The sequence below is a fragment of the Streptomyces carpinensis genome (genome assembly GCF_002154505.1).
GTDB lineage: Bacteria > Actinomycetota > Actinomycetes > Streptomycetales > Streptomycetaceae > Streptomyces > Streptomyces carpinensis.
This window is the reverse complement of sequence record NZ_MUBM01000022.1, coordinates 35,076-53,691: the sequence shown is the minus strand read 5'-3', so window position 1 is coordinate 53,691 and position 18,616 is coordinate 35,076. Positions and strand designations below refer to the sequence as shown.

General features: G+C 68.0%; 14 protein-coding genes and 1 pseudogene. 6 read left to right on the top strand and 9 right to left on the bottom strand.

Going from position 1 to position 18,616, the window contains the following annotated elements; all coding sequences use genetic code 11:
• Nucleotides 1-422 precede the first annotated feature (422 nt).
• From BZY54_RS04510 to BZY54_RS54990, 3 genes and pseudogenes are all read left to right on the top strand, one after another.
• Nucleotides 423-2,942 carry a DEAD/DEAH box helicase gene (locus BZY54_RS04510; RefSeq protein ID WP_086723231.1) on the top strand — a complete coding sequence of 840 codons (2,520 nt, stop codon included), beginning with the start codon at nt 423-425 and terminating at the stop codon, nt 2,940-2,942.
• A 218-nt stretch (nt 2,943-3,160) separates the two neighbouring features.
• A complete protein-coding gene (locus BZY54_RS04505) occupies nt 3,161-4,123 on the top strand; it encodes a hypothetical protein (protein ID WP_086723230.1) in 963 nt (320 codons plus the stop codon).
• Nucleotides 4,124-4,237: 114 nt separating this feature from the next.
• Nucleotides 4,238-4,330 (top strand): annotated as a pseudogene (locus tag BZY54_RS54990) (IS5/IS1182 family transposase); the annotation flags it as partial.
• A 117-nt stretch (nt 4,331-4,447) separates the two neighbouring features.
• On the opposite strand, the gene BZY54_RS50175 reads toward BZY54_RS54990, so the two are convergent.
• Nucleotides 4,448-4,765: a hypothetical protein gene (locus BZY54_RS50175; RefSeq protein WP_143667996.1), complete on the bottom strand. Its 318-nt coding sequence runs from the start codon at nt 4,763-4,765 to the stop codon at nt 4,448-4,450.
• Nucleotides 4,766-8,131 (bottom strand): RHS repeat domain-containing protein, encoded by a 3,366-nt coding sequence (locus BZY54_RS04500; protein WP_244216955.1) that lies wholly within the window; start codon nt 8,129-8,131, stop codon nt 4,766-4,768. It abuts the gene before it with no gap.
• A 508-nt stretch (nt 8,132-8,639) separates the two neighbouring features.
• Here BZY54_RS04500 and BZY54_RS04495 point away from each other — a divergent pair.
• Nucleotides 8,640-9,482: an IS5 family transposase gene (locus tag BZY54_RS04495; RefSeq protein ID WP_086723229.1), complete on the top strand. Its 843-nt coding sequence runs from the start codon at nt 8,640-8,642 to the stop codon at nt 9,480-9,482.
• Nucleotides 9,483-9,633: 151 nt separating this feature from the next.
• Here the strand turns inward: BZY54_RS04495 and BZY54_RS04490 are convergent, their stop codons facing one another.
• The gene (locus BZY54_RS04490) at nt 9,634-9,858 is read right to left on the bottom strand and encodes a hypothetical protein (protein ID WP_086723234.1); all 225 of its coding nucleotides are present in this window, start codon (nt 9,856-9,858) and stop codon (nt 9,634-9,636) included.
• 208 nt (nt 9,859-10,066) lie between these two features.
• On the opposite strand from BZY54_RS04490, the gene BZY54_RS04485 reads away from it, so the two are divergent.
• Nucleotides 10,067-11,578 (top strand): WD40 repeat domain-containing protein, encoded by a 1,512-nt coding sequence (locus tag BZY54_RS04485; protein WP_143667995.1) that lies wholly within the window; start codon nt 10,067-10,069, stop codon nt 11,576-11,578.
• Between the two features lie 197 nt (nt 11,579-11,775).
• On the opposite strand, the gene BZY54_RS04480 is transcribed toward BZY54_RS04485, so the two are convergent.
• From BZY54_RS04480 to BZY54_RS04450, 5 genes are all read right to left on the bottom strand, one after another.
• Nucleotides 11,776-12,240 (bottom strand): hypothetical protein, encoded by a 465-nt coding sequence (locus BZY54_RS04480; RefSeq protein WP_086723227.1) that lies wholly within the window; start codon nt 12,238-12,240, stop codon nt 11,776-11,778.
• Complete coding sequence (locus tag BZY54_RS04475) at nt 12,227-13,576, bottom strand: site-specific integrase (protein ID WP_244216954.1); 1,350 nt, start codon at nt 13,574-13,576, stop codon at nt 12,227-12,229. The genes BZY54_RS04480 and BZY54_RS04475 overlap by 14 nt, the downstream gene beginning before the upstream one ends.
• 268 nt (nt 13,577-13,844) lie before the next feature.
• On the bottom strand, nt 13,845-14,174 hold the full coding sequence (locus tag BZY54_RS04470) for a helix-turn-helix domain-containing protein (RefSeq protein ID WP_086723225.1): 330 nt from the start codon (nt 14,172-14,174) through the stop codon (nt 13,845-13,847).
• Complete coding sequence (locus BZY54_RS04465) at nt 14,171-15,247, bottom strand: tyrosine-type recombinase/integrase (protein ID WP_086723224.1); 1,077 nt, start codon at nt 15,245-15,247, stop codon at nt 14,171-14,173. The genes BZY54_RS04470 and BZY54_RS04465 overlap by 4 nt, the downstream gene beginning before the upstream one ends.
• A 1,079-nt stretch (nt 15,248-16,326) precedes the next feature.
• Nucleotides 16,327-16,914, bottom strand: coding sequence for a TetR/AcrR family transcriptional regulator (locus tag BZY54_RS04450; RefSeq protein ID WP_086723222.1), 588 nt, complete (start codon nt 16,912-16,914; stop codon nt 16,327-16,329).
• Nucleotides 16,915-16,984: 70 nt separating this feature from the next.
• On the opposite strand from BZY54_RS04450, the gene BZY54_RS04445 reads away from it, so the two are divergent.
• Nucleotides 16,985-17,878, top strand: a complete 894-nt coding sequence (locus BZY54_RS04445; protein ID WP_086723221.1) for an NADP-dependent oxidoreductase — start codon at nt 16,985-16,987, stop codon at nt 17,876-17,878.
• Between the two features lie 124 nt (nt 17,879-18,002).
• Here the strand turns inward: BZY54_RS04445 and BZY54_RS04440 are convergent, their stop codons facing one another.
• Complete coding sequence (locus BZY54_RS04440) at nt 18,003-18,575, bottom strand: transcriptional regulator (RefSeq protein WP_086723220.1); 573 nt, start codon at nt 18,573-18,575, stop codon at nt 18,003-18,005.
• Nucleotides 18,576-18,616: the final 41 nt, after the last annotated feature.

Sequence of the window (18,616 nt, the reverse complement as noted above, 5' to 3'; positions counted from 1 at the left end):
TTCCGCGCAAGCGCGGAATGAGTCCGGAACTCCGTTCCGGACTGCCGGTCAACTCCGTTGCCCGGCAGGGGAATCCGGCTCCGCCGGCTTCCTGGCCCCTCCCGGGCCTGCTCCGCAGTCCCGTCCGGGAGTTGACGGACGCTCCGCGCCCGTCAAGGGGCTGCAGGGAGGGTCGGTGACGCCGTGTCAGTCCGCAGAGAGGAAGAGTGAGGATCCGTCAGGAGGCTGCGCCTACAGGTTGGTCGCGGCAGTGTGTGTCACTTTGCTTGCCCGGATGTCTTCTGGTCTACTTGGGCGGGTCCCGCTACGCCCGGTACACACATAAAAAACAGGCGAGATAGAGAGGCTGAGAAAGCACTCACTTGTTCCAGCCCGTTGAAAAACATGAGATACCGTCAGGGACTGCCTGACTGGAGGACAGTATGCCGCATATGGAATTGCGTCCACATCAGGTTGAGGCAGTCGACGGGGTTCTTCGGAATCTCTCCGTTCCAGTCGGTGGTCGGATGCCGCCGGAGGGACTGAGGACGCAGGTGATCGCCGCTACCGGTTCCGGTAAAACCCTGATCGGGGTGGAGTCCGCGAACCGGCTTTCCGCCCGCCGGGTCCTGGTCCTGGTGCCCACACTCGACCTCCTGACCCAGATGGCCCGTGCATGGCGCCGTGGCGGGCGTAGGGGCGTGATGGTGGGGGTCTGCTCCTTGCGGGCCGAGGAGAGCGACGGCGTGCCCTGCACGACCGATCCGGAGGAACTGGTCGCCTGGACACGGGATCTGGAGACCGTGACGGTGTTCGCCACGTATGCGGCTGTGGGACTTCGCGTCCTGCAGCGGGCGCATGCGGCCGGCCTGGCGGTGTGGGACCTGATGGTCGTGGACGAGGCGCACCGGACGAGCGGTGATGCGGGCAAGCCCTGGGCTGCCGTGCATGACCAGCAGCAGATCCCGGCGGTGCGCAGGTTGTACATGACCGCCACCGCCCGGGTCTGGGAGGCCGAGGGTGCGGGTGAGGCGTCCCGGCTGGTGGCGAGCATGGACGAGGACTCACCGGTGTTCGGGCCGGTGGCCTACAAACTGAAGCTGTCGGATGCGGTCCGGCTGGGGTTGGTGGCGCCGTATCAGGTGCTGTGCCTGGACATCCGCGACCCCGAGCTCTACTCCGTGCTCACGAGCACGAGCGAGGGCGCCGGTTCGCCGGCCGTGCGCGGCGCGCGGCTGGCCGCCGTACAGACCGGGCTCATGCGCGCGGCCGTTGAGGAGCGGTTCCGACGGGTGTTGTCGTTCCACAGCCGGATCGGGGAGGCGGAGGCGATGGCGGCCGGGGTGCCGGCGGTCGCGGCCCGGCTCGCTGAGGACGCCCCCGAGACCTTCCCACCCGCGGAGCAGGTATGGGCCAACTGGCTGTACGGCGAACACCCACCCAACCACCGCCGCCACGTCCTGGACGAATTCGCCTCGGACTTCCTCGGAGGAGCCGAATTCGAGGGACGGGATGTGCCCGCTGCTTTGCGGGTGTTGAGTTCCGTTCGCGTTCTGGGAGAAGGTGTCGATACCGCCGAATGTGATGCCGTGCTTTTCACTGACGCGCGCGGCAGCATGATCGATATCGTGCAGATGGTCGGGCGAGCGTTGCGTATGCAGCCGGGTGAGGGAAAACTGGCCACACTGATCGTGCCGGTATTCCTCGGACCCGACGAGGACGCGAATCAATTGCTCACTTCGGACGCCTACGGCACCCTCGCGAAGGTCCTTGGAGCCCTGCGAGCCCACGACACCGACACCATCGAAGCCCTCGCCGACCCCCGCCTCCGCAACGCCCGCCCGCAAGGCGAACCGGACGGCAGCGAGAGCGAGTTGGCTGGTGCCGACGAGGGTCAGGCGCAGGGCGAGGAGGGCGCCGCGCGGGCGCGAGTGAGCGAGCGAGCAGCCGGGGTTCTGCGGTTCATGGAAGAACGTGACCCGGCTGCTCTCGCCCAGTTCGTGCGCCTGCGGGTCATCGACCCCGAGGGCGCCTACTGGCGACGCGGCATCGAAGCCGCCACCCAATGGCTCCGTGAGACCGGGCAGAGCGAGCTGCGCGTGCCCTACACGTTCGTCTCTCCGGAGGACTGGCCAGCGGGCATCAGCGGCCATCCCCTGGGGGTATGGGTCGCCGATCAGCGCCGCTACTACGCCGCCGGGACACTCGAACCGGACCGTGTCGCCGAGCTCGAGGCGCTCGGCATGATCTGGTCCGTGCAGGACACCGCCTGGGCCGATGGCCTGGCCGTCGCCCGCTCCTACGCGGCCGCGCACGGCGGCATGCTGCTCCCGCCAGCCACCGCGGTCTGGGACGGCTACCCCATCGGGACCTGGACCAAAAACCAGCGCGCAGCCGCCCGCAAGACCCGAGAGAACGCCGAACGACGCGCAGCAGGCGAGAAGGGCATCCCCTACACCGGGGAACTGCCACAGAGGCGTCTGGAAGCCTTGGAGGCGATCGATCCGGGATGGTGCCCCCTCGGGTGGGACATCGCCTGGCAACGCTGCTTCCGCCTCGCCCACGCCCACGTCAAGACCGGCGGAACACTGCCGGTACGGGCAGGTGAGGTCATCGTGCTGGGGGAGGACCTGGGCGCGTGGGTTACGGCGCAGCGGCTCGGCTGGGACATGCTGCTGCCCGTGCAGCAGTGGCTCCTGGAGAACACGCTCAGGCTCGAGCCAGCAGGCGAGGACGAACAACCCACGCGCCGCTCGCAGAGTGCCGCGTGGGAACGCAACATCACCGCCGCCCGCCAGTACCACGCCCGCGAAGGCCACCTCGTAGTGCCCCGCAAACACGTCGAGAACGTCGACGGCGAGGCAGTGGGGCTGGGCCAATTCCTGAACAACACCCGCCGGAGAGCCGCGACACTCAGCACGCAACGACGCAACGACCTCGATGAACTCGGCATGCGCTGGTGACCGGTGGCCGCGAGCACGCCCGCTCGACGCGGTCGCCAGAGGCCGGGGTGCCGCGGCTCAAACGGGTTCGGTAACCGACCGGTAATCGGTCGGCGGCGCGGGTGGTCAGATCGCTCGGGCCGGCCCAACGGGTACCCCGACGCCCCGACGTACCGCCGGGTGGCCGGGCCAGCCTGCACGAGTGGAGCCGGGACGAGGCCAGACCCTGGTCCGAGGCCATGACGTACGCCCTGGCCGAGCACTACGGCCGCTGGGTCACCGGCTGGCGGTGGGCGCACGACGAGGGGGACTTCGGCGGAGGGCCGGTCGGCAGCTGGTGCTGCGCCCCGCACTCTGTCACCACTGCGGACGAGACCCTCGACCGTGTGACCGCGGCGCTGCGCGAGTGGCGCGAGTGGCTGGAGAGCCTGGCCGCACGGTTCGAGACCTACCCGCTGGACCTGGCCGGCATCGACGACCAGCGGATCCTGTGGGACCGCACCGCCCGCCACCTGATCCTGCACGTCACCGACCGCACCGGCTGCGGCAGCGGCTGGTACGGGCACTGCCATCAGGTGCTCGAATGGTTCCTCAGCCGCTGGGGCGTCGAGGTCGACGCCGCCGAGCACCTGGTGGAGCGGGCGATCGGCGGCCGGTTCAAGAGCTGGACCGGCCCCGGCCCTGTGCTGGTCGAGGACATCGCCGAACGGCTCGCGGCCTCCGTGCGGCCGGACGCCGACATCCGGGCCGCCGAGCCGTCGCTGCCCGACCACTTGGAGCGCCGGCTCGAGGTGCGGGAAGCCGTGCCGTGGCAGAAGGCCCAGGACAGCAGCGAGGAGGGGCCGGTGACGCCGGCCCGCGACGGGGCGGAGGAGGAGATCCGCACCTTCGACGCGATCCTCGACCCCGCCCGCGGACAAGGCCTGCTCGCCGCCCTGGAGCTGATGCGGGCCGACGCCACGCGCGGCGCCCGGCTCGACTTCGACCTGCTCCAGAGCTGGCAACGGCACGTCCTGGCCACACCCGGGCCGCCACCGTTCCGCAGCCTGCCCGCCTTCGCCAAGGGCGGCCTGGAACGGTACGGCATCGGCCCCGACACCCTGGCCCGCCTCGACGCCTGCCTCGCCGAGAGCGCGAAAGACGCCGCCCGGCCCCTGCCGCTGACCGCTCGGGCCGCACGCGCCTTGCTGTCAGCTCCGTGAGGTGTACCAGGGCACCAGGCGCAGCAGGAGGTCAAGGGTGTTGCGGGCGTGCGGGTGGTGGCGATGGGGCGAAGGCCGCGACGAGAGCCAGAGTGGCGGTGACCGCGCCGAGCAGAGATCCTCCGCGACTGCCGGCAGCGCAGCGACGGCCTCCATCACGCGGTCCAGGCCGTGGCGCGCATCCACGACCTCGCGCTCGCCGCATGACCCGAGCGGCCGGGAACGCGCTTCAGGCCGTGTGATCACGGCCTTCTGCAACACCCTTTAGTGTTCGGGGCTGCGCCCCTCGTAGTGTGTGGAATTCACAGGTGGTGAAATCTCCGGCTACAGCAGCTCAGATCTCGCAATAGATACAGCCCAATCAACGAAGCTCTCATCTACTGATTCATCCAGAATGTCTACGCCGCATTCTCCGTTTGCGTTCACATGAACGTGCATTAGCTCGCCTGGCCCTCCCGGAGTGAGATCCCAAAATTCAACTACCCAGTCTCCACTCCCCTCCTTACCGTCACTGAGAACCGCCACCTCGATCAGAGAGCCGTCATGCTCATAAAATCCCACAATGCCCATCCTTCCTGGTATGAATGAGAGAAGCGTGACGGCCTCTGAGGTGAGGCCGCCACGCATTTTGGAGTTGCCCATCTAATCCCTGAATGAGCACAGCTTCCAGTCTCCACTACCGCCAAACTGCCTAAACTGCACGCCACCCCAGGGAACGTGATATTCGATAATGTTATCTCCGGCCTTGTTAGTGTAGCTCTGCACTGCCGCCCTCGGGTCGTTTAGAATTCTCGCAAGCGTCTCCTGCCCGAGGTCACTCCAAGCCCACGGGCTTTTCTTTCCACTCGGCGTTGGCCATTGGCCAGCATTTGAAGAGCGATTTGCATTTTTCTGCAACTCAAAGCCTGCGCGCGAGAAATTATTCTTGTCGGGCGCAGCTCCTCTAGCCAAGAGTTCCCGAGCTGTCGGTCCCGACCCGCGCCCTGGCTTAGGCAACCCACCTTCACTCATACCGAAAATTGCGGCAAGAGCAGTGGGTACTTGGTAAGTGTCGCTCGTGGTGTCGTAGCCGCCTTCTTCGGCGATCCAGTTGTCAAACTGGTCTCCGTAGTCGCATCCGGGAGCTCCGGGACCGCCGTCACCGCGGCAGTCACTGTCCCAGATCCATCCTGCTTGTTCAGCTGCATGCGGAATATTGCTGATTATTCCGTAGAGGCTTCTCCGACGGACTTGCAGAGGCCGCTCAAACCGCCCCAAGCTCCGCACCCGCTCTTCTTCGCAGGGACGGGTTCGGGACCCTTTTTGAAGGTGATCTTGGCCTTTGTGCTGTTCTGGGTCTGTGGTGACGACCGTGGAAAAGGTGCCGCTCACGCCATGGAATGTGCCCTGTTGTGTGTAGGTTTTGGTGTAGCTCCAGTGCCAGCCAGTCCTGGTTTTGGTCCAGGTTTCGGTGCCGCCGTTGCAGCTGCTGGAGGCGCCGCCGCATGCGCCGTCGGGTCTCAGGCCGGTGGGGTCCGCGAGGGTGACGGGGGTGTTGTTGGCGTAGGCGTAGCCGTTGAGGGATTCGTGGTCGTTGAGTGCGAGGACGGGGTCGGCGGAGAGGAAGCGTCCTGTGGCCGGGTCGTATTCGCGGGCGCCGATGTGGGTGAGGCCGGTGTCGGTGTCGGCTGGTTTGCCGAGGAAGCCCTTGTCGTCGGGCCAGGTAGACGGTGCTATGCCGCGTGCTTCGCCGAAGGGTTTGGTGTAGCGGCGGGTGATGGCCTGGGTGGTGGGGTCCACCGCCATTGAAGCGGTGCCGTAGTGGTCGTCGACCATCCAGGTCAGGCCAGCTTCGGTGCGGACCGCGGTGGCGTCGCCAGCCGGATAGTAGCGCTGGGCGGTGAACTTCTTGGCGACCGTGTCGTAGTGAAGTTCCTGGCCGGCCAGGTAGAGGACGGTCTCGGCGGGGCCGCGCCGGATGAGGAGGTCGCCGCCTGCGTCGTAGAGGTAGTCGGTGGTCTTGGTGCCTTCGGTGAGGTGGGTGAGTTCTCCTTCGATGTCCCAGGTGAGGCTCTGCGCGACGCCGGTGGGGTCGTAGCGTTTGGTGGTGTTGCCCTGCTCGTCGTAGGTGTAGGGCTTGGCGGTGCCGGTGCCCACGGTGACGGAGGTCAGGGTGTGGGGCTGGCCGGAGCCGGAGGCGTTGACGGCGGGGTAGCCGTAGGTGGTCTTCGTGTCGCCGGTTGCCTTGTGCTCGGTCTGGGTGTCGCGCAGTCCGCCGGACTTGTAGGTCCAGCTGGTCCAGTACGGGGCCGGTCCGCCCAGCGCGCTCGCTGAGCGGGCGGTGGTGCAGTTGTTGGAGGAGGGGGTCCAGGCTTCGGTCAGACGGCGGTAGCCGTCGTAGGCGAAGCACTGGGTGTCCTTGCCGCCCGCGTTGTCGGTGATCGACGTGATGTTGCCACTGGTGTCATAGGTGTAGTTGGCGTCCCTGGTGTAGCCGGTGTTGGTCTGGTCGACGGTGTGGCTGTTGGACAGGCGGCGGGTGCCGTCCTCGTAGCGGTTGAGGATCTGCAGTTGCTTGGCCCCGGTGGAGGTGCCCAGGCGGGTCTCCTCGATCTCGCCGTACGGGGAGTAGCCGATGTTCTGGACGTAGTCGGTCATGCCGTCGGTGCCGGTGAGCATGCCGAGGTCGTTGTAGGTGTTGGTGACGGTCTCGGCGGGCAGGCTGGCCACCGCGGGCATCGAGGTGGACTGGACGGTGCCGTCGATGTTGTAGGTGGTGGAGGTGGTGAACGTCTGCGGCGCGCCGGCGGTGACCAGGGGGTCGGTGGCGGCGATGACGGTCTTGGTGCCCTTGGGGCGGCCAAGCGCGTCGTAGCCGGTGACGGACTGGGAGTAGATCTTGCCGGTGGTGCCGCCGACATACCGGATCGAGGCGGTCGGCTGTCCCTTGGCCAGGGAGTCGTAGGTGAACTTGGTCAGCTGGTGCGCGTCGTCCTTGACGCCGTCCCAGGTGCCGGTCTTGCGGCCGAGTTCGTCGTAGTCGGTGATCAGGGTGCGGGAGGCTCCGTTGAGGGTGGTCGTGACCGTCAGCGGCTGGTCGACGTCGTTGTAGGTGGTGTCGACGCGGCCCTTGTCGGGGTCTGTGGTCGTGATCTTTCGGCCGCGCAGGTCGTAGTCGTACGTCCAGACCGCCCCGTCCGGGCCGGTCATCTTCTTGAGCTGGCCGCCTGGGGTGTACTCGTACAGGGTGCGGGTGTAGTCGCTGCCGGTCGGGACGGGGCCGCCGTACTCACGGCGCTCGGTGATCCGGCCGCGGGCGTCGACCATCGTCAGGGTGCCGGTGCCGCCCGCGGCGGCGGTAACGGCGGTACGGTCGCCCAGTTCGTCCGTCTTGGTGCGCCACTTCTCCTGGTCGTAGACGCGGAAGATGGATTCGGTGGCGCGGCCGGCGGCGTCGAAGACCGTTTCGGTGGAGGCGGGGACGGAGCCGGGGTAGGTGTTCGCCAGGGTGCCCGAGGGGGCGTTGTTGTCGTGGACCTGGTCGTTGGTGATGTAGGGCAGGCCGCGGTCGTCGTAGAGGGTTTCGGAGATCACCCGGCCGCCGTTCGGCGCGGGGACCTGCTTCTGGCGGGTCCGCAGCAGGCTGTCGAAGATCTCATAGGAGCTGTTGTAGGTCTGTCCGTCGGCTTTGAGGGTGTCGGTGCGGACCCAGGTTTCCTTGTTGTTGTTGATGCTGTAGGCGTAGGCGATGCTGGCGGCGTCGCTGAGCGTGCGGGAGCGGTCCGGATTCCAGACCGACTTGAGGCGGCCGAGTGCGTCGAAGGCCCACTCGGTGACGTTGCCGTTGGCGTCGGTGGTCTTGGTGGCCGTGCCCCAGGCCGGGTCAACCCACACCTGCTGATCACCCAGAAGACGGCCGTCGAACTCGGGCCGGCGGGCAAGCTCTGGACCACCCGGGCCACCCGCAACCTCACCGCGACCCTGGAGCGACTCCGCGTCGACCGCCAGCTCGAAGAAGCCCTGATCCACGGACCCGACCCGCTCCACCTGTCCCTCGTCTTCGGCATCGACGAGAAGACCGCCATCCGCTACGCGGACTCAGCACGGGCCCTCCTGGAGCAGGCCGCCGAGACCCGACCCTTGTCTTGACGCGAACCCACGGATCCATCCCCCAGAATCAAGGCTGTGGATCCTCGGGTTCGCGCTGAAGACCCTTCAGTTTCCATGAACTCACGGGCCTCCAGGCCCCGGACTCCTATCTCTGGCCTCAGGTGTGAAGTAGTGATCAGGGCTTCGTGACCACGGAGCGCATGTAGGCGTCGGCGTGCGGGCGGCGGACGGCCATCGGGTGGACGCCGGTGGCGATCGGTAGAACGCTTGCCAGTTGCGCAGGCCGCGGGCGTAGGAGCGGCGGGTATGGGCGGAGCGCTCGCCTTAGAGGTCGCGCTGATAGGCGCGTTGGGGGCACCGGCAACAGAACGGGCACAGGTCCCGGTGATCATGGAGTTGCGACGCTCTGTGATCACTGGGGAGACCTGTGCCCGCGCTTCCATCATGGCTGACCGAACCGCTCTGGGACCAATTCGCGGTCTTGCTGCCCGAGCGGCCGGACTACCACCCGAACCACCCACTTGGCTGCCACCGCCGACGCATCAGCGACCGGATCATCTTCGACAAGATGTTGCAACTGCTGCGCTTCGGCTGTTCCTACGAGGCGATCGCCGACACAACCTGCTCGGCCACCACGATCCGCAGCCGCCGCGACGAGTGGATACGACAGGGCGTCTTCGCCCGGCTCAAGCAGATCGCGCTCGAGGCTTACGACCGGATCGTCGGCCTCGTCCTCGACCAGATCGCCGTAGACGGCTCCATCACCAAGGCTCCCGGAGGCGGCGAGGTAGCCGGGCGTTCCCCGGTCGACCGCGGCAAACAGGGCCTGAAACGCTCGGGCATGACGGACGGACACGGCATTCCACTGGGTCGTGTCCTGGCCGGCGCCAACCGCCACGACTCCCCGCTACTCGCCCCGACCCTGGACCGCCTGGACGACCTGGGTCCGTTGCCCGACGACGTCACGGTGCACCTGGACGCCGGCTACGACTCGGACAAGACCCGCACTCTGCTCAACGAACGCGGCCTCCACGGCCGCATCGCGCACAAAGGCGAGAAGGCGCCCATCCAGGCCAGTCAGCGTTGGCACGTCGAACGCACCCACGCCTGGCAGAACGCCTTCCACCGACTCGCCCGCTGCTACGAGCGGCGTGCCTCCGTCGTCGATGCGTTCTTCGACCTCGCCGACACGATCATCACCGTGCGCAGCCTGATCCGGCGGGCATGGACGACTCACCGCTGGGACGAACGCCCGAACCGCCGACCATGACCGCACCCCTATCCGTGCCACCTCCTAGACATCAGCCATAGAGAGACCAGCCGGGGCAGGTCGTCGCGGTAGTGGGCCTTCAGCGCGGTGCGGGCGGCGACGGCTTCGGCGGGCTCCGAATCATCCTTCCCTCTCTCCGGCTGCTCTGGGGTCAGCCGATCATCTGGTGCAGGACCGGGACGGCACCGCCAAAGCCAGTCAGGCCGGCCAGCACGGCGCCAGCGGCCGGGCCGCCGGCGAGGAAGGTCAGCCCGCCAGTGACCAGGCCGATGAAGGCGGCGGCGAGCAAGACGAGCGCGGTGTGCGGAGTCAGGAGCGGATCGGGGCCGGCGGGAGAAGAGGCGTGGTCGGTGGCGTCGTTCACGTTGTCGGTCATGCCATCAGCTCAGCCCGCCCGGCGCCGTGGGCCACCACCAGGCGGACGATTCCGTGGGAAAACGGCCAGCTCCGCAGCCGACCGGAAAGCCGCGCACACCACCGCCTTACGGTGCCGTCCGGAAACATCCGGGAAAGTCCGGCGAGGCCCGCGGGTCCGGCCCTACCGTTGGCCTTCGGCAGGCATGCGCGGGAGGGGTGGAGCCCAGGTGGCCAACGCGAGCACGGACAGCGAACACGGGGACTTCGCCCAGGAGCTGGAGGCGTTCGCGGCCGACCTCCGCGCCCTGCGGATCGACCAGGGACACCCCTCCTACGCGGCGATCAGCAAGCGCGCCGTCGGCCGGCCGCTATCCGTCTCCGCTCTGAGCGACGTGATGACCGGGGCCTACCTGCCGGGCCTGGACTTCCTCATGGCGCTGGTGCGGACCCTGCTCGGCTCCCAGTCCGAGCAGCCGCGGCCCGTCGCCCGGGACGACCCGCGGCTCGCGGAGTGGCGGTCCCGCTGGGGCAGGCTCAAGACGCTCCAGGACCAGAACAGGCGCGCCCCGGGACCCCAGCCCCCGGCCGCCGGCGCCCGTGCTCCCCGCGACGACCGGCCGGCGCCCGGCCCAGCGACCCTGCCCGCCCAGGAGGCCGCCCTCTCCTCTGAGGGAGTGTCCGCCCTCCCGGACGTCACGGACCCCGCCGAGGAGATCGCGCGCCTGCAGCGGATCCTCACCTCACAGGGCCTCGCCGCCCGCACCGTCCTGGGCGCGCTGGAACATGGCAAGCGGATCGACCTGGAACCCCTGACCGGCCACACCGGGGGCAGCTGGGGAGTGGCGTTCTCGCCCGACGGTAGGCTCCTCGCCACCGCCGGCGCCGACGGCACCGTGCGCCTGTGGGACCCGGCCACCCACGAACAGGTCGCCATCTTCGGCCGCTTGGCCATGGGCGCCCAAGGGGTGGCGTTCTCGCCCAACGGGGGGCTCCTCGCCGCCACCGGCGCCAACGACACCGTAGGCCTGTGGGACCTGGCCAGCCACGAGCAGGTCGCCACCCTCGACGCCGGGGGCAGTTTCGGGGTGGCGTTCTCGCCCAACGGCAGGCTCCTCGCCGCCCCCAGTTCGAGGGGTGAGGTACGCCTGTGGGACTCGGCCACTCACGAACTGGTCGCCACCCTCGACGGTCACACCAAGAACAACTGGACCGCGGCGACGTGCTTCGGGGTGGCGTTCTCGCCCGACGGCCGACTCCTCGCCACCGCCGGCACGGACAGCTCCGTACGCCTGTGGGACCCGGCCACCCACGAACAGGTCGCCACCCTCGACGGCTGGACCATGGGCGCCCGAGAGGTGGCGTTCTCGCCGGATGGCAGGCTCCTTGCCGCCGTCGGTGAGCAAGGCGACGTGCGTCTGTGGGACCCGGCCACCCGCGAACCCATCCGCACAGCCCTCAGCGACCGGCCCGGCGCCGACCGAGATGTAGCGTTCTCCCCCGACGGCAGACTCATCGCCACCGTCGGTAACGCCGGCAACGCGGTGAAGCTGTGGGACCTGGTCGCCGACGAGCCCGTCACCACCTACTCCACCGGGGGCAGCCGCAAATTGGCATTCTCCCCGGACGGCCGACTCCTCGCCATCACTGGCGAGGACGGCACCGTACGGCTGTGGATCACCCCGACCAGCGGAGTCGTCCCGCCTCAGCGTGCCCCGCTCGACGGTGTACGGACACCTTGACGAGACTACGACCATCCCCCGCCAGCCCAAGAGGACCGTGGTCACGAAGCCCTGATCACTACTTTGCACCCGAGGTCAGAGATCGGAGGCCGGGGCCAAGAGTCCCGTGGGTTCAGACGAAGTGAAGGACCTTCAACGGGAACCCGCGGGTCGGATCCTGTGCTGTGCGGAGGTGGCCCCGCGAGTTCGCTCCGAACTCACGGCGAGGGATCTGGTGCCGCGTGTGTCGTGACCTCGTGGAGATGCGCCTCGACCGGGCCCAGGTGCTGGTCGTGGGCGAGGACGAGCTCGTCGGCGAGGTTAAGAATGCGGATGCTTCCGCTAGGGAACTGAACGGTGATACCGACGGCGAAGTCCAGGTTCCCGTCCCGATACCGGATCTCTCGGACGGAGAGGACCTGCTCGCCGACGAACGGACTCGTCGGGAAGTCCCGTGGATCGTCCTCGACGGTGGTGCGGCCGTACTCGTCCATGTCGTAGGGGCCGTGGGGCTGGTCGATCTCCAGGGCCAAGCCGTCGCCAACTGTGTGGAGCCGGACGGGGCCAAGGCCGTCCATGTGTAGCCACATGTGCAGGAGGGACGGCTTGCTCTCCGGGTAGTGGTGCCAGGACGTTGTCACCTGCAGCAGGCGCCTGTCGGCCAGGTCCTCAGCTTTGATCACTCTTCGATGCTTTCACGTCGTTCAGCGACTCGGAACTGGATTCCAGGAGGCGGCGAGCCGAGTCCGCGTAGCGGATGGCGGTCTTCTCGTCGATGCCGAAGACCAGTGCGAGGTGGAGGGGGTCGGCGCCGTGGGTGAGGGCCTCTTCGAGCTGGCGGTCGACGCGGAGCCGTTCGAGGGTGGCGGTGAGGTTGCGGGTGGCCCGGGTGGTCCAGAGCTTGCCGGCCGGGCCGAGTTCAACGGCGGTCTTCTGGGTGATCAACAGGTGGGGGTTCGCCGTGTTCGGCCAGCGGCTGCGGCGGTGGTCGAGCCAGTCCAGGACCGCACGGCGGGTGAGGTCGTCGAGTGGGCGGACGTGGCCGCCGACGGTGATGCGCCGGTTGCCCAGGTCGACGTCGTCCAGCTGCATGGTGCGGATCATCTTCGGCCGTGCCGCGTGGACGGCGGCCAGGGCGACGATGAGTCGGATGTCTGGGGTGGTGGCGGTGCCGATGGCTTCGTCGATGTCGGCTTGGTCGAGGGCTTGGAGGACGCCACCGGTCTGTCGGGGGACACGGATGCGGATCGTGGGGTTGCGGAAGATCTGGCCGTTCTTCTTCGCGTGCCGGAACAGTGACCGCAGTGCGACGATCCGGCTTTCGCGCTGTTTGCCGGTGACAGCGTCCCGGGCCGCGATGATGTCCTCACGGGTGACCTCTCGCAGGTGGTCGTAGCGGCTGGACCACTCCAGCAGCACCGGCTGGATCTCGCCCAGGTAGGCCCATGTCGTATGCCGAGAGCGAGGCTCGGATCGCGGGCCACCGTCGAGGAGAGTGCGAATCCAGGCTTCGACGGCGTGGTGGATGCCTGGGGGCATTCCGTCGAGTTTTCGCTCCAACCACCGGTCGACGGCGGGAGCCCGGTCGTCGGTGAACAGGCCGAGACGGTCGAGGACTTCGGCGGTCCGCACGACGGGAAGCCCACGGACTCGTAGGGCCGGGAAGAGCTCGGAGGATCGGATCGACTCACCTTCGCGGAAGCCGGACAGCGCGATGACCAGGGCTCGGTTCACGTCGCTGGTGATCCAGCGGCTCCAGCCGCGGGCCTCTCCCAGTGCCCGGGCGGCCTGCCGGGCCCGGATCAGCCAGGGATTGGCCAGGTCGGCGTGGAGTTCCCGGTCGAACCGGCGGAAGTCCCGAGTGATAGTGAACAGCGTCAGTTGCGTTGGAGTCGTGATCACGCGATGCGGTTCGGGAAGCGGCGGCGGCTTCAGCATGCGTCGCCCGGCCTTGCCGACCCGCGGCCCGCCGTTTTTGGGCCGCTGGAGGTTCGCGAAGAACAGCTGCTGGCAGCTCACCCGCCGTAGGTACGGCTCGATCACCGAAGCCTTGCCACTGGCCTTGATCGCCCAGGTCGCCTGAGCCCGGCAGAGACGGCAGTATCCGTACTTGTCATCGACCGGAACCTGCCGTCGACAACCGACGCATGCACCGACAGTGTGTTGCTGACCGTAGGTGTAGCAGCCGCGGCAGAACCGGCCGGGCAGCTGCCCCCAGGCGAAACAGCCTGAACAGGAGGCCGCCGGCTTGCTGTCGCTGATCTTCCCCATGCTGTTGCTGACCAGGTCACATCGGCGGCAGGGAACGGCCGTCGCGGCGCTTGGGCACCACGGCCGGGGCCACCACTGAGCCGGTCGTGGCCTCCTGGACGACAGCCTGCTGACCGGGGCGCCTGACGTTCCCGGGCTCGGGAATCAGCAGATCGCCGATCTCACAGCCGAGCACGACACAGATCACGTCCAAGTCCTCCAGCTTGAGGGAGACCGGCTGGCCGGACCACAGGCCGGACATCTTCCCGGCCGAGATCACCAAGCCGTGTTCGGCCAGGCTCCGCTGGAGCTCGGACGCCTTCCAGATGCCCTTGTTCGCGGCGGTCAGCCGCAGGTTCCACTTCATCCCATCAGTCCTTCCAGTCGCCTCGCGGCCCGCTGCTGCCCGGACACCCAGGCGTCCTCGACCCGGGTCTGCTGGACGTGGATGTACCGCATCGTGGTGGCGATCCAGGAGTGTCCGAGGACCTCCTGGATCCCGAGCAGATCAAGACCCCCGAGGTAGAGCTCGGACGCACAGAAGTGCCGCAGGACGTGCGGCGTGAGCGTGTCGGCCCAGCCGGGCAGATGCGCCTTTGCCGCAGCGGCCAGGCCACTGCGCAACGCGTCGTCGCCGACCCGGCGCGAGGAGCCGTCAGAGTTCTTGCGCTCAGACGGGAACAGCGGGGCACCGGAACGGGTGTGGTCGTCGTCGAACTGGCCCCAGACGTCCTCGATGAACCACCGCAGCGTGCGATCGGCGCCGTTGATCAGCGGCACCATCCGCTCACGCGGGCCCGATCCGCGGGCGCCCTTGCCGTGACGCACGTGGAGCTTGCCGAAGCGACCCAGCTCCCACTTGATGTCGGCCAGATCGAGCTTGCATGCCTCGCTCACCCTGAGTCCGACCTGCGACATCAGTTTCGATGCGGTGTAGTTCCGCGCGGTCGGGGCGAACTTGCGGCAGGTCGCCAGCTCGCCGCCCCAGCCGGTGAACAGCGTCTTGATCTCCGGCTCGGTCGGCGGGATCCGCAAAGCCGTGTCATTGGATCCCCGCGGCCGGTTCATCTCGTCGATCGGGCACTCGACGACCCGCCCGGTCATCCGATGGATCTCGACCTTGTGCCGCAGCTCCAGGAACAGGAAGTACGTGGTCAGCGCCTGTGCACGCGCCAGCCGGGTGCCGCTCGGCGAACCCCGCAGCACCTTCCCGAAGTACCCGTCGGCGTCCGTCGGCTCCATATCCCACAGCGGCCGGCCGAACCAGGCCCGCATCTGGTCCAGGTGCCCAACGTCGCCGCGGATGGTGCCGTCCGCTAGCCCTGCCGAAGCCCGCGCGAGGACGAACCCGGCGAGCACGTCGGTCTCGAACTGCTCCAGTTCCTCCGCCGAGACCGGATCGCGGAACTCGCGCAGGTCGCGTACGGCTGCCAGCGCCAACCCGAGCCTCCTCACCTTCACTCCGATCGCAGATCGATCGGACAGAGTGAGAACGCTTCAAGAATCCTGAAGTTACGTCACCGGCTCGAAGACCACCCAAGAAGACAGAACACCCTGGCCACAGGGACAAGGACTCAGCAGGGCTCAGGGGAACTCGCGGGATGTCGCACATTAGCGACGGGCTGTCGGGTGCAGGTCAGTACCGCGGGGCTCCGCCCCACACCCCGGCCACCCTGCGGAGGGGGTGGGGGCACCGATCTTGGGTGCGGGTTCGTCGGGAATGGAGATGGTGGTGGGTCGCGGTGCGGCCCCCTCATTGGACGGCACCCGGAGGGCAGCACACCGCCTGGCGGTGGGACAGGCGGTTGGGCTGCAGAGCGGAACGATTCATTCGATCTTGGCCCGGCTGGAGCGAGCGGGGATCCTGGAGAGCTTCTGGGAGGACCCTGAAGAGCACGAGGCCGCTGACCCTCGGCGGCCGCGTCGGAGGCGCTACCGGTTCACCACCGATGGAGCGGAGCAGGCGCGGCTGGCTCTGGCTGCTGCGTACGAACGTCAGCAAAAGAGCGCCGGCCAATTCACTGGGCGCCCTGTCACCGGCTCCTGAACGGACGGTGCGAGATGAACGCGGACTTGCCCATCGGGCGGGCCTGGCGAACACGCTGGGCCGGCGACGCGGTGGCGACTACCGCGTGCCCGGTGAAGGCGACGGAGCACTCCAGCCCGCCAGGCAGCGGCGGCATGACGCTGACCTGGCCGTCAACTGGTGGGAAACGCCCCTCCCAGGCTTGCAGAAAGCAGTCGAGAAGAGGATGTGGACCGTTCACCGGGAAGTGGCTGTGTCAGTTCTGGGGAGTCGTTTGTCATTGGGTTCGGGAGTCGTTCTGGCCCTGCGGCCTTGATCAATGTTACTGAGTTTGATATCGATCGCGTGTTCGATCCTGGGACGATGGCCTCATGGCAGACCGGTCCACGGTCAAGCGCCGAACGCCGTGCCTGGGAAGTCAAGACCGTCCCGACAGACAAGCGAAGCTCCTCATCCCCGACCGGCCCCCGTCCTACCCGGAGGAACAAGTTCCTCACGCACGTCGAGAAGGGCAGGTGACCTCCCAGGCTGCCTCGATCATCCGGAAGATCTCGTCCACCGCGGCCTCCGGATCGGCCGCCTCACGGGCCAGCGAATAGGCGTCGATCACGAACCTCGCGATCGTCCGGCTCGCCGTTGCGGTCTGTGACAGTTCGGGATCGGCGGCGATGGCGGTTGCCAGCGTCTCCGCGTGGCGCAGCCTCATCGACTCCTCGTACTTCCGCAGGGCGGATGATTCGTCGATCATGCGCCAGATCGGGGCGGCGCTGTCCGCCGTGCAATGTCGCACCAGGGCCCGGATCTCGCGGCGCAGCGCAGGGATGAGCGGCTCGTGCGGCGCCCGGCCGGTGACCGCCTGCGTGAGGCGTTGCTCGAAGTCTTCGTCCTGCTCGAAAACCAGGGCCTCTTTGGAGGCGAAGTGGGAGAAGAGCGTGGTGACGGCCACGTCGGCCTCAGCGGCCACTTCACGGATACCCACCGCGTCGTACCCGCGTTCCAGGAAGAGCCGCAGGGCGGTGCTGGCGATCTTCTGGCGGGTCGCGGCCTTCTTGCGCTCACGGCGTCCGGACGGCACGGTCATGCCCTAACGCTATCAGGTACGAAACCGGAGCAGTTTCAAAACCCTAACGGTTAGTGTTACGTTCCACCGCATGAAGAAAGTGAGCTTCGCCGAGTTCGGCGGTCCGGACGTTCTGCAACTCATAGATGCCGAGGAGCCCCACGCGGGCCCCGGCCAGGTACGCATCGCCGTGCGGGCGGCGGGCGTGAACCCCGTCGACTGGAGGGTCCGTGAAGGCCAGATCCTGAAGGCCCATCCGATCGAGTTGCCTGCCGGAGTCGGGCTGGACGCCGCCGGGGTGGTGGACGAGGTCGGCGAGGGCGTCGACGGGGTCGAGGTCGGCGATCACGTGTTCGGCGAAGGCTCCAGCACCTATGCCGAGTTCGCCGTGCTGTCGGCCTGGGCCCGTATGCCTGAGGGTCTGACGTTCGAAGAGGCCGCCGGGTACCCCTCCGTGGTGGAGACCGCGCTGCGCATCATCCGCGAGGTCGGTGTGCAGCCCGGCCAGACGCTGCTGGTCAGCGGTGCGTCCGGGGGAGTCGGATCGGCGGTGCTGCAGATCGCCCGCGACCGTGGCATCACGGTGATCGGCACCGCCGGGGCCGCGAACCAGGACTATCTGCGGAGCCTGGGGGCCCTCGCCACGACGTACGGCGAGGGCTGGGTCGAGCGGGTGCGGCAGCTCGGCCATGTCGACGCGGCCCTCGATCTCGCCGGCTCGGGCGTGATCCGCGAGCTCGTCGAGCTGACCGGGGACCCGCAGAAGGTGATCTCCATCGCCGATCTCGATGCGCCGGAGCTCGGTGTCCGGTTCTCCGGCGTGGCCGGGAGCGTGCCGGATGCGCTCGCCGAGGCCGCCGGCCTCATCTCGCGGCGAAAGCTCCACATCCCGGTCGAGAAGTCGTACACGCTCGCCGAGGCCGCGGCGGCCCACATCGACAGCCAAGCCGGTCACACGCGCGGGCGCCGGGTCGTGGTCGTCTGAGCCGTTTCCTGCGCTGTTGCACGGCGCCTTCTGCATTGCCAGGGCGATGACCTGCGGTCACCCTTAACAGTCCGCACCGTCTCCGGGCTTGGCTGGTTATCGGCCACTGTCAGGGTGGCCGGCTTCAAGCAGCGAAGCCGACGTTGGTGACGTACTCGTACTGGCCCCACTGGGAACCGAGGTCGACGATCTGGTCGACCCATGCGTCGTCCAGCTCCTGGTCGTCGCCGGCGACCCAGGCCTGCACGATGCGGTCCCAGCAGCGCACGTTCAGCGTGCGGAACTCCACGACGCGCTGGCGGGGCCGGTCGACCTGCGACTGGTTGAGCGGGTGGATCTCCACCCGGGTTCCGCGGCCCTCTCGGTTGAGGCGGGCAAGGAGGTAGCGGGCGACGTTCTCTCGCCGCACCGTCCGGTATGCCTGCTCGATCCGTTCCAGGTTGGCCTTCGAGGGCGACCGCTTGCCGTCCAGCCACGCTTTCAGGGTGCGGTCGGTGACGGTCAGGCCGGCCTCGCGCGCAGCCTGTCGGGCGTGGTCGGTGCGGGTGAGGTAGTGCAGACGTGCTATCAGGCCGCGCCGGGCGGTGATGGGGGTGGCGATGTAGCCGGCGAGGGCGTCCAGCTGGCGGGCGACGGCTTCGTGGCCTTTGATGCCGCGGGCGCCGTACTTGCCGAACTCGATGTTCCGCTCGGGCATGGTCTCTCTGGTTCCTTGACTTATGGATCTCTGTACGGGGC

Excerpts from the sequence above, each read along its gene's own strand:
- BZY54_RS04510 (WP_086723231.1), top strand. The coding sequence starts at position 423 with ATGCCGCATATGGAATTGCGTCCACATCAGGTTGAGGCAGTCGACGGG.
- BZY54_RS04505 (WP_086723230.1), top strand. The coding sequence starts at position 3,161 with ATGACGTACGCCCTGGCCGAGCACTACGGCCGCTGGGTCACCGGCTGG.
- BZY54_RS50175 (WP_143667996.1), bottom strand. The coding sequence starts at position 4,765 with ATGGGCAACTCCAAAATGCGTGGCGGCCTCACCTCAGAGGCCGTCACG.
- BZY54_RS04490 (WP_086723234.1), bottom strand. The coding sequence starts at position 9,858 with ATGACCGACAACGTGAACGACGCCACCGACCACGCCTCTTCTCCCGCC.
- BZY54_RS04470 (WP_086723225.1), bottom strand. The coding sequence starts at position 14,174 with ATGAAGTGGAACCTGCGGCTGACCGCCGCGAACAAGGGCATCTGGAAG.
- BZY54_RS04450 (WP_086723222.1), bottom strand. The coding sequence starts at position 16,914 with ATGACCGTGCCGTCCGGACGCCGTGAGCGCAAGAAGGCCGCGACCCGC.
- BZY54_RS04445 (WP_086723221.1), top strand. The coding sequence starts at position 16,985 with ATGAAGAAAGTGAGCTTCGCCGAGTTCGGCGGTCCGGACGTTCTGCAA.
- BZY54_RS04440 (WP_086723220.1), bottom strand. The coding sequence starts at position 18,575 with ATGCCCGAGCGGAACATCGAGTTCGGCAAGTACGGCGCCCGCGGCATC.